Annotated in this window: 10 protein-coding genes; 2 read left to right on the plus strand and 8 right to left on the minus strand. The window is 43.3% G+C overall.

Features of this window, described 5'->3' with window-relative positions:
- Positions 1–12 precede the first annotated feature (12 nt).
- On the minus strand, positions 13–1,377 hold the full coding sequence (gene mnmE / locus GSF04_RS23155) for a tRNA uridine-5-carboxymethylaminomethyl(34) synthesis GTPase MnmE (RefSeq protein ID WP_211858928.1): 1,365 nt from the start codon (positions 1,375–1,377) through the stop codon (positions 13–15).
- Positions 1,378–1,588: 211 nt separating this feature from the next.
- Here mnmE and GSF04_RS23160 point away from each other — a divergent pair, with 211 nt between their 5' ends.
- A complete protein-coding gene (locus GSF04_RS23160) occupies positions 1,589–3,769 on the plus strand; it encodes a winged helix-turn-helix domain-containing protein (RefSeq protein ID WP_249122432.1) in 2,181 nt (726 codons plus the stop codon).
- Between the two features lie 3 nt (positions 3,770–3,772).
- Here GSF04_RS23160 and GSF04_RS23165 read toward each other — a convergent pair whose 3' ends face one another.
- Genes GSF04_RS23165 through GSF04_RS23175 form a run of 3 tightly spaced genes read right to left on the minus strand, consistent with a single transcriptional unit; the run spans position 3,773 to position 5,657 of the window.
- Positions 3,773–4,510 carry a hypothetical protein gene (locus GSF04_RS23165; protein WP_211858930.1) on the minus strand — a complete coding sequence of 246 codons (738 nt, stop codon included), beginning with the start codon at positions 4,508–4,510 and terminating at the stop codon, positions 3,773–3,775.
- Positions 4,510–4,968: a TlpA disulfide reductase family protein gene (locus tag GSF04_RS23170; protein WP_211858931.1), complete on the minus strand. Its 459-nt coding sequence runs from the start codon at positions 4,966–4,968 to the stop codon at positions 4,510–4,512. Before GSF04_RS23170 ends, GSF04_RS23165 begins: the two co-directional genes overlap by 1 nt.
- A 17-nt stretch (positions 4,969–4,985) precedes the next feature.
- Positions 4,986–5,657, minus strand: a complete 672-nt coding sequence (locus GSF04_RS23175) for a cytochrome c biogenesis protein CcdA (RefSeq protein ID WP_211858932.1) — start codon at positions 5,655–5,657, stop codon at positions 4,986–4,988.
- Positions 5,658–5,885: 228 nt separating this feature from the next.
- Between GSF04_RS23175 and GSF04_RS23180 the strand changes: the two genes are divergently transcribed.
- The gene (locus GSF04_RS23180) at positions 5,886–6,101 is read left to right on the plus strand and encodes a DUF1496 domain-containing protein (RefSeq protein WP_211858933.1); all 216 of its coding nucleotides are present in this window, start codon (positions 5,886–5,888) and stop codon (positions 6,099–6,101) included.
- A gap of 75 nt (positions 6,102–6,176) precedes the next feature.
- On the opposite strand, the gene yidC is transcribed toward GSF04_RS23180, so the two are convergent.
- From yidC to rpmH, 4 genes are all read right to left on the minus strand, one after another.
- Positions 6,177–7,811, minus strand: coding sequence for a membrane protein insertase YidC (gene yidC, locus GSF04_RS23185; RefSeq protein WP_211858934.1), 1,635 nt, complete (start codon positions 7,809–7,811; stop codon positions 6,177–6,179).
- A gap of 8 nt (positions 7,812–7,819) precedes the next feature.
- A complete protein-coding gene (gene yidD / locus GSF04_RS23190) occupies positions 7,820–8,122 on the minus strand; it encodes a membrane protein insertion efficiency factor YidD (RefSeq protein ID WP_249122433.1) in 303 nt (100 codons plus the stop codon).
- A 173-nt stretch (positions 8,123–8,295) separates the two neighbouring features.
- Positions 8,296–8,730, minus strand: coding sequence for a ribonuclease P protein component (rnpA, locus tag GSF04_RS23195; protein ID WP_010376847.1), 435 nt, complete (start codon positions 8,728–8,730; stop codon positions 8,296–8,298).
- A gap of 6 nt (positions 8,731–8,736) precedes the next feature.
- The gene (rpmH, locus tag GSF04_RS23200) at positions 8,737–8,871 is read right to left on the minus strand and encodes a 50S ribosomal protein L34 (protein WP_010376846.1); all 135 of its coding nucleotides are present in this window, start codon (positions 8,869–8,871) and stop codon (positions 8,737–8,739) included.
- Positions 8,872–9,478: the final 607 nt, after the last annotated feature.

Genomic DNA, 9,478 nt, shown 5'->3' on the forward strand with positions numbered 1-9,478 from the left:
TAGATATTTGGGTTATTTACCAATACAAAATGCGCTAAAGATTTTGCCCAGCAAGTCATCGGAGGTGAATTCACCGGTGATCTCATTGAGGTATTGCTGGGTAAGGCGTAGCTCTTCTGCCAAAATTTCACCGGCAATATGCATTTCTAGCTGAGTTTGACCTATTTCTAGGTGCTCAGCAGCGCGCTCTAGAGCATCTAAGTGACGACGGCGAGCCATAAAGCCACCTTCAGTTGCACCAGTAAATCCAATACAGGCTTTTAGGTGTTCCCTCAATAAATCAATGCCTTGAATATCTTTAGCACTTAGACGGATAAGGGTATGGCCATCACTCGTTGTTGCGCCAACGGCTTCACCGCTTAAATCGACTTTATTGCGGATCACGGTAATTTCCATGCCTTGTGGTAATTGCTCGATAAAATCAGGCCAGATCTTCGCAGGATCGGTTTCGTGGGTTTCGGTGCCATCTACCATAAATAGTACGTGATCGGCGCCGCGGATCTCTTCCCAAGCACGCTCTATGCCTATTTGCTCTACTTTGTCTGGACTTTCACGAAGTCCTGCCGTGTCGATAATATGAAGCGGCATGCCATCAATATGAATATGTTCACGTAGTACGTCTCGTGTGGTACCTGCGATGTCTGTAACAATCGCGGCTTCACGGCCTGCTAAGGCATTGAGTAGTGAAGATTTACCAGCATTAGGGCGGCCTGCAATCACCACGCGCATGCCTTCACGCATGATGCTGCCTTGCTTGGCTTGTTTACGTACTTCTGCGAGTTGCTGAATAATGGCTTCTAGGTCACCCGAGACTTTACCATCAGAAAGAAAATCGATTTCTTCGTCGGGGAAGTCAATTGCGGCTTCTACGTACATGCGCAGATGAATTACTTTTTCAACCAACGTATTGATATGTTTAGAAAAGTCACCTTGTAGTGAATGTAGCGCGCTTTTTGCAGCTTGCTCGCTGGTGGCGTTGATCAAGTCTGCGATAGCTTCTGCTTGCGTTAAGTCTAGCTTGTCGTTCATAAAAGCACGTTCTGAGAACTCACCAGGCTTTGCCAAGCGTACTTGCTCAATTTTGCTGATTTCCTTTAACAGCATATCAAGTACCACGGGGCCACCGTGGCCTTGTAACTCAAGGACATCTTCACCGGTGAATGAGTTCGGCCCTTGGAAGAACAATGCAATACCTTGGTCTAGTTGTTCACCTGCTAGGGTATTGAATGGCAGGTATTCGGCATAGCGAGTTTTTGGGCATTTACCTAAGATTTGCTCGGCAACTGCTCGGGCTTTACACCCTGAAACTCGAATAATACCAACGCCACCGCGACCCGGTGCGGTAGCCTGTGCTGCTATGGTGTCTTGTGCGATCATGATGACTCTTTAGACTGTCTGGTTAATAGCCATAATTGTACAGCAATTGATATATCTCAGGTATAGCTGGTGGGTAATATCTAAGTCTGCTCATTGCATTTTGGGTGGTTGATGACCTTAATGATACGGTTATGCGCTTTTGTCAGGTATAATTATGGTCACAGTTTTTACTGTTCTTATTAGCAAAGGTTGTATAAGGGAAACTAACGCTGTGCTGCACTTTCTTCAATACCGCTTCGATCCAAATGTCTCGTGTTTATATCGTGATGCTGAGCAAGTGCCACTGAGGCCGAGAGTTACGCAGCTGTTGGCTTATTTTTTAGCCCATCCAAATCAAATTGTTACACGTGAAACATTGCTCAGCACGTTGTGGCAACACGGTGAGTTTAGAGAAGCTGCACTAACACAAAGTATCACTGAGCTAAGACAAGCCCTCAAAGATAACGCCCAGCAACCCACCTTTATTAAAACCATACCACAGCAAGGTTATCAGTGGATTTGTCCTGTTGAGAGCCGCACATTTACCACATTCAAACTCACTACAACAATGAAAGCGATGCTTGTCGTTGGCGCTATTGCGTTAAGTGGAGTCGCGGCGAGTGTTTACCTCGTTTATAGTTCAGCACCCGTTGTCACTCGTGTACAAGCTGAGAAAGACTCGTTAATCATTGTGCCTATGGTGAATGAGACGGGTGTGCAAGCCAATGCGTGGTGGGGTTATGCGCTTGAAGCAGCATTGAGACAACATTTACAGTCTCATTATCAATTAGTACCGCGAAGCCAATATCCTGAGCTTGCAGAGAATAGTACGATTAATCAGCTCACGCTTTCACTCAAGCCGATACAACAGCGTTTTATACTCAGCGTTACTTATGGAGATAAGCAAAGCGAAATAATTGTTGAACAGTTAGATGAGAGCTTTGAAGCGATTGCAACAGAGGTTATTGCGCAGTTAGCGCTAGGTGTTGATACTAAAACCGCCAAAAAATCACCCTTAAATCTAGCAATGAATGACTATTACCGCGGTGTACAAGCATTAAATGAACAGGGACCTCAACTGGCAAAGGCATATTTTGAGGCGGCTGTGGCACAAATGCCGGAACATCTAGAAAGTCAGTTGGAGCTTGCGCAAATTTGTTGGCAGCTCGGTGATATTGATTCTGCCACCCATCGATTCGAACAGGTTTCACTAAGTTCAGCTTCAATCGCGACTCGTGCTCGCTACCACCTCTATTACGGAGAGTTTTTCAAGGCACAAGGCTTACATCAGCAAGCGTTGCAGCAAGCTCAGCTTGCCCTCGATGCTGCTGAGCAAAGCCAGCAAGTTGAGTTGATTGCGATGGCATATCAACTCAAAGCAGATGCTTTTTGGGTGTTACAACGTTGGGATGAATACCAGCAAGCGATGAGTTCAGCGCATGTTTTGATAGGCAGTCGATCGTTTGCCTATAGCGAAGCACAGCGGAGTTTCTATCTTGCCAATCCACCAGCGGCTGGTCCCGCTGAAAAAACGTTACTGAACTTAGAGAAGAGTAAACCTGTACTCGCGCAAGCCATTGCCTATTATGAGCAAACAGAGCAGACCATGAATTTAATAAAAGCTTTGTTTGCTTATGGTCAAAATTACTTAGTGCCAGTGGTTGAAAGTGAGCCTAGTTTATTAAAAGCCCTCGCTTTAGCTCAGAAAAATGGTTATCACTATTTAGAAAAGCAAATACTCACTTACCTAGGGTTCTACTATATTCAGCTACATCAGGGAGAAAAGGCGCTACGTTACTTAAATGAGATTAACGGTGAGCCGCGTTTTATTCCAAGTTATGAACAACAGCAATTACTGATTGGCATGGCGCATATGGATATCGCATTGCAAACGGGTGATACGGATGCAATGCAAAGTGCAATTACGCAATATCAAGTGCTGTTAGAAAGCGATTATATTTCTTCGGTGACGCGTGCCAACGTTAAATTGTTACTGGGTTGGACCTGGATCAAAGCGGGCAAGCTCGAATTAGCAGAGCCGTTGACGGTTGAAGCAATGCAAGACTATCAAACGTTACAGCTACAAGAAGTTGAGACCTATGCGCTCTATACGCAAATGTATATCCATCTTTTGAGAAACGAGCCTCAACAAGCGCTTGAGATCATTACTGCACATCAACATACCAATTCACATCTTTTGTTGCTTTACGGTGTTGTTGCGGCTGATATGTTAAATGAAGAAGCGCTGCAAAAGCGCTTTTCAGATAAATTGGCCGGACTCGAAAACAGCCAATTATTACAGCAACAGTTGCTGCAAATACGCCAGCAAAGCAGCATCGATAAGCATTTTATAGCTGAACTTATCGATGCCCCTTACAGCGTCTATTGTCAGAGTAAATGGACGATAAATTAGGCTCTAGTCTATGTTGGGGGGCTGATTACCGCGATAAACGACTTCACCATGTTTGTCTTGTACCACCCAGTAAGGTAGCTCTCTAATCTCAAACTGGCTAAATACTTCGTTGTGGTGATCGAACACAATATCGTGTTTGACCTCAAAGCGTTGTTGGTAGTCTCGAGCACTTTGTTCTTCCACATAAAAGGGCTTAATCACAGTAACGACCGGATACGCACTCGAGTCAGCGAGTTGATTGTTTTGCTTTATTCTCATTTCACAGGCAGGAATATGTTGAAACGGACACAAACTATCGCTGAAAAATAACACTCTGTATTGGCTGTTTATCGTCGCTATCGAAAATGGCGTACCTGTGAGTGTTTGCAATGGGATCCGTGTTTCTTTCTCTGTGTTTGGTGCACTGTTAGTCGTCAACAACTCTCGTTTGATAACTTTGTCGTCTTTAACGATAACACGAACAGGTGTTTGCCTTATTGCAAAGCGTTGCAGCAACTGGTTTTGCTTATCAATGGCTAACTCAGCATAGCTTGGGTAGGCCGTTTTAAACTGCGCTAAGCTTGCCTCATCAATATTAATATCGGGCTGTAGCAATCTCCTTGGTGCTAGTGGCGTTGGTAGAGTCGTGGGCTGTACATACTCATCCCAAATATTAATAAACACATACTCTTGCGTGTTAGCGTGCGCAAACACGCTGAAACACACTGCGGCGAACATAAGTAGGGCTTTAATTGATGACATTAGTTTGCTCCTTGGAGTGTGCTCAGATGTTGTTGCAGCTCATCTGTAAACAATGCACTGCGATAGATTTCTTTGCCGTTTTCATCAATGAGGATATGTTGTGGCGTGCCTAACACTTGAAACTGCTGAGTTATCTTGCCATTACCATCAAATACCGTTGGAAATTGGTAATCATGTTTATCAAGGTAAGCTTGCACGCCTTTTTTTGACTGATTGAAGCCGATATTGACGGCGATAACCTGATAGTGGTTATTGGCTTGCTGAAAGCTTTGCTCAAGCAGTGGCATTTCTTCCACACAGTAGGAGCACCACGTTGCCCAAAACTTCAAGTAAGTGACTTTGCCTTGACTGGTTACAGTATTGTTTGCAAGCGTATTGGCGGTAAGTACGGGATAGTCCTTTGCTGCAGACATTGTGCTGAGTAACATAAAGAGTGAATAATAAATGATTTTTTTCATGGTGGTTCCTTTGCGTTTTATAGCCAACTTTTGCCAGCTTGAATAAGAAAATATTGCGCCATCGCGACCAAGATAAGTGCGGTTGCTGTAGTGATGTGATTTAGCCAAGCTCCAGATCTTGGTAATGTATGCAAAAAGCGTGTGCTTAGCCCTGCTAGCAGTAATAAGGTGCTCATACCGAGCGCAAAACTAAACAGCAGTGCGCCTCCTAATAGAGGTTGCTGGGCATTAGCAACGAAGAGCAATAAGCCACCTAGAATTGGAGACGTACAGGGAGCCGCAACAAGAGCGCTGGCCATGCCCATTAGAAGAGGTGCTGGTGAGCCTGTTGAAATCGCATTTGGCAAGCGTGGCAGCGAGATTAAACCTTTTGATACCACAGCAAAGTAGAGTAATAGATTGGCAAAAATTAGCAGCACCCAAGGGTTTGTTGCTACTTGGCCAAAGAAGCTACCGGTTAATGCTGCAATAAATCCAAGCGCGGCGTACACCGCTGCAAAGCCTAGTGCATACCAGACTGGGGCAAGGCGAATATGGCGTTGTTGGCTAAGAGTCGCAACAGTTATGGGAAGTATGGGATATACGCAGGGCGTAAAGCTGGTGAGTACACCGACTAAGAGTGCTATAGGCACTAACCACCAATCAGTTTCGGCACTGGAGAGTGCCTGTAGTAACGTAGATTCAAGCATCGTCTTCTCTTTGCATTTTTTAACTGCAAAAGAGCATGACGGATAGCCCAGATTTGACCTATCAAATCGTCATAAAATCGCTATCAAATTTTATCAAGTGCTTGCTTTTATTTGATATTTTAATTGCTATGAGTTTAAAAGGGAAAGTGCTAGTTGCTCGTTGTGTTTATAAGATAAGGTAAGTTACCTAGTTTAGGTAACTTAAAATTATGCGTAAAGGGAGATATTATGAATAGACTGACACTAGCGGTTGTATCTGCAGCATTTGCGGTATCTGGTTCTGCACTAAGCGGTGAGAATGTAAAACCAGACTACGACCCTACAAAGTATTGTTATTATGCCGATCAGGCATATTCTAAGGGAGCGGTAGAAAAGCAAAATAACAAATGGAAAGTCTGTGTTGACGGTGGCCCAAATGGTGAGCTTCAGTGGGTTGATCAATAACGACAACTTCATATGATGCGCAAATAAAAAACGCCAGCTGTGAAGCTGGCGTTTTTTATTCAAGGTGTACGAGCGTTAACCGCGTACTTTCATGCCTTTTTTCTCCATACCACGGTAGATGATAAGCATCTGAGCGATAGAGATAAGGTTTGAAACTAACCAGTAAAGTACCAGACCTGATGGGAACCAAATAAAGAAGATTGAGAACACGACTGGCATGTAAGTCATCATCTTTTGTTGCATTGGGTCTGTAACTGTCATTGGCTGTAGTTTTTGGGTTAGGAACATACTTGCACCAAATAGCACAGGTAGTACGTAGTACGGGTCCATTGATGATAGATCCGTTAGCCACAACATAAACTCAGCATGACGTAGTTCTGTTGATTCAAGGAATACGTAGAACAAGGCTAGGAAGATTGGCATTTGTAGTAATAGTGGGAAACAGCCACCCATTGGGTTCACTTTTTCCTTACGGTACATTTCCATCATTGCTTGGCCGAACTTCTGGCGGTCATCGCCATAACGCTCTTTTAGTGCCTGCATCTTAGGCTGTAGCATACGCATTTTAGCCATTGAGGTGTATTGCGCTTTAGTTAGTGGGTATAACGCCGTTTTCACAATCAAAGTGATAGCAATAATCGCTAGACCCCAGTTACCTAAAATACCGTAAAGGAACTTAAGCAGAGTCAGTAACGGTTGTGAAATAAACCATAACCAGCCGTAGTCTACAGTGAGATCTAGGTCTTCTTGAATTGCTTCAAGCGCTTCTGTGTCTTTAGGACCCATGTAGTACACCGCATGGATAGTTGCCGTGCTGTTTGCTTGAACATTGGTTGGCTCGCTCTTCATACCAACAATACCATTACCATTTCTAAGCGCGGTATAAATCGTATTATTGGTTTGCTGATCTGGCACCCATGCACTGACGAAGTAGTGCTGTAGGAAAGCAACATAGCCGCCTTGGGTATTTTTATTCAGGTTCGCATCCGCCATATCAGAGAAGCTGTATTTCTCATAAGGTTCTTCAGCGGTACCATAGGCTGCACCTAAGTAGGTCTGATCAACCATGCTGCCTTTATCTTGGCGTGTACGTTTGATTTGTGTGTACAGTTGTACTTGAACAGGTGATGAGGTGGTGTTGTTAACTTGGTATTCTAAGTCAACGTCATATTTACCTGCTTTAAATACGTAAGTTTTTGTGTACTGTACGCCTTTCTCATCAGTAAAAGTCAGTGGTACACGTAATGTATCGCCATTAAGCTCATATTGCTGTTGTGCAGACTCATAGACTGGGCGACCAGCTTTGTTTGCGTCAGGGCCGTTTAAACCAATTAAACCACTCTGTGAAACATACTGTTTGCCTTCAAATTCACCAAGTAACATGAAAGGCGTGTCGCTGCCATGGGTTTCTGCGTGTTGTAGTAAGTTAGCTTCAACGATATCACCGCCTTTAGTATCAATTTTTACCGAAAGTACATCGGTAGTGATACTAATGACAGAACGTGTTGCCTGAGTTGCTACAACTGGGACATCGGATTGGCTTGATGCTGGTACATCAGCTTGCTCTTCTGTTGGGGTTGAGTTCGCCACTTGTTGTGTGACGGCACTGGTATCAGCTTGTGGTTGGTTTTGTTCTTGTGTCCACTCTTGGAACAGTAGGAACGAAACCAGCAACAAACCGATAAATAAAAACGTGCGTTGCGATTCCATAACAGCTCTTATTTCTCGTGTTGTTTAACTTTAGTCGACTTCACAGGTACAGGATCATCTCCACCTGCGCTCAAAGGGTGACATTTTAATATGCGTTTAACCGCTAACCAACTCCCTTTTGCAATTCCATGTAAATTAATTGCTTGAATTGCATAACTAGAACAGGTCGGGTTAAAGCGACAATGAGGCCCGAGTAGGGGGCTAATCCATTGTTGATAACCGCGGATCAGCAATATAAGCAGGTGCTTGGGAAGCGAACAAACTGCTTTGAACTGATCTCTGATCTTGCTACGCCCTGAAGTTGAATTCATGGCTTTGTAGATATCAATTTCCTCAATTTACTGCTTCAACCCAAGTGAGCAAAAACAGACTATTTTTCCATTGATATAGCTGATTAAAAGGTGAGCTAACCTTACCTTAATTGGCGTAAAATTACTATGCTAGCAAGGGTAAATGCGCCGTAAAAAGGAAAGGCTAAAGCAGATTATTGCTTTTTCGCGTTAGCTTGAGGATTTTTTGAACGCTTGTGTTGAGGCTTTGGCTTAAAAGGTGGTTTAGGTGCACCTGGCTTACAACGTTCATTTATTTTGCGCCACATCTTAGTGAGCTGTTTAGTTAGCTCTTCATTAGATTGCTCGTCAACACCGGTTTTGACCATCAACACAATATCGATATTATCAAGTTTATGACGATTTAATCGAAAGCTTTCTCTGGCAAGTCGTTTGATACGGTTTCGTTGACATGCTTTTTTGCAGCGTTTTTTAGCTACAGTTAAACCGAGTCTTGGATGACCAACATCATTTGGTTTTGCAAGTAGAGTAAAATAAGGCGTAGCAGCGCGAGCTGGCTCTTGAAATATGCGGGAGTAATGCGAGGGAGTTAACAGACGTAACTCCCTGCTAAAGCTAAAGTCTTCCACTAAATATTAAGCAGAAAGTACTTTACGGCCTTTAGCACGACGACGTGCTAATACTTTACGACCGTTCTTAGTCGCCATGCGAGCACGGAAACCGTGAGTGCGCTTGCGCTTAAGTACGCTAGGTTGAAAAGTTCTTTTCATAACAATTCCATCCGATCGGTTAAAAGTTAAAACATCCTATGCAGGTCGCGATCCTGGCACAGGTGCCATTGCGAGCGCGAGATATTAAAGCTGAGCGCATCTAAAGTCAATCAAAATCTGTTCTCTGTGGCTAAATAATCCACAGTAGAATTTCTTTATCCTTATATATAGACAAAACTTGGCAAAGCTATCGAGCAAACATAGACGATCTACATAAAGTAGGATCAATACGAAATCGATCTGCACAGATCTGATCCGATGGGCGGCATTATAGCATTTAGTAAGAATAGGAAAAGCTCTGGAAAACTAAATTTGATCTTAATTTTGGGGTGAGATCGGGAGAGTTTTTTGCTATGATCTTACTTGTGGGTAAAAAATAAAAACCTTTAAATTTCATGTGTTTATTTTTTTGCTAGGGTGAGATCTTGCTTTTTCTAAATGTCAATATTGAACTTGTGGATAAGATCACTTCATAATACCCCGCTTCCACCAGTGATTTTGTAATAAAAACTAAGTATTTCCGGCGATCCTTTCATTTAGATCTGATTTTTTAGATCTGAATGCTCTATTTTTTATTCCCGGGAATCAAAACCTATTGGAGTTCAGA

Source organism: Pseudoalteromonas sp. A22 (assembly GCF_018141345.1).
GTDB classification, from domain to species: Bacteria; Pseudomonadota; Gammaproteobacteria; order Enterobacterales; family Alteromonadaceae; genus Pseudoalteromonas; species Pseudoalteromonas maricaloris.

Coding starts and splice junctions, on each gene's coding strand:
- rpmH (WP_010376846.1), bottom strand. CDS start 8,871: ATGAAAAGAACTTTTCAACCTAGCGTACTTAAGCGCAAGCGCACTCAC.
- GSF04_RS23165 (WP_211858930.1), bottom strand. CDS start 4,510: ATGTCATCAATTAAAGCCCTACTTATGTTCGCCGCAGTGTGTTTCAGC.
- GSF04_RS23170 (WP_211858931.1), bottom strand. CDS start 4,968: ATGAAAAAAATCATTTATTATTCACTCTTTATGTTACTCAGCACAATG.
- yidD (WP_249122433.1), bottom strand. CDS start 8,122: ATGAATTCAACTTCAGGGCGTAGCAAGATCAGAGATCAGTTCAAAGCA.
- GSF04_RS23175 (WP_211858932.1), bottom strand. CDS start 5,657: ATGCTTGAATCTACGTTACTACAGGCACTCTCCAGTGCCGAAACTGAT.
- GSF04_RS23180 (WP_211858933.1), top strand. CDS start 5,886: ATGAATAGACTGACACTAGCGGTTGTATCTGCAGCATTTGCGGTATCT.
- mnmE (WP_211858928.1), bottom strand. CDS start 1,377: ATGATCGCACAAGACACCATAGCAGCACAGGCTACCGCACCGGGTCGC.
- yidC (WP_211858934.1), bottom strand. CDS start 7,811: ATGGAATCGCAACGCACGTTTTTATTTATCGGTTTGTTGCTGGTTTCG.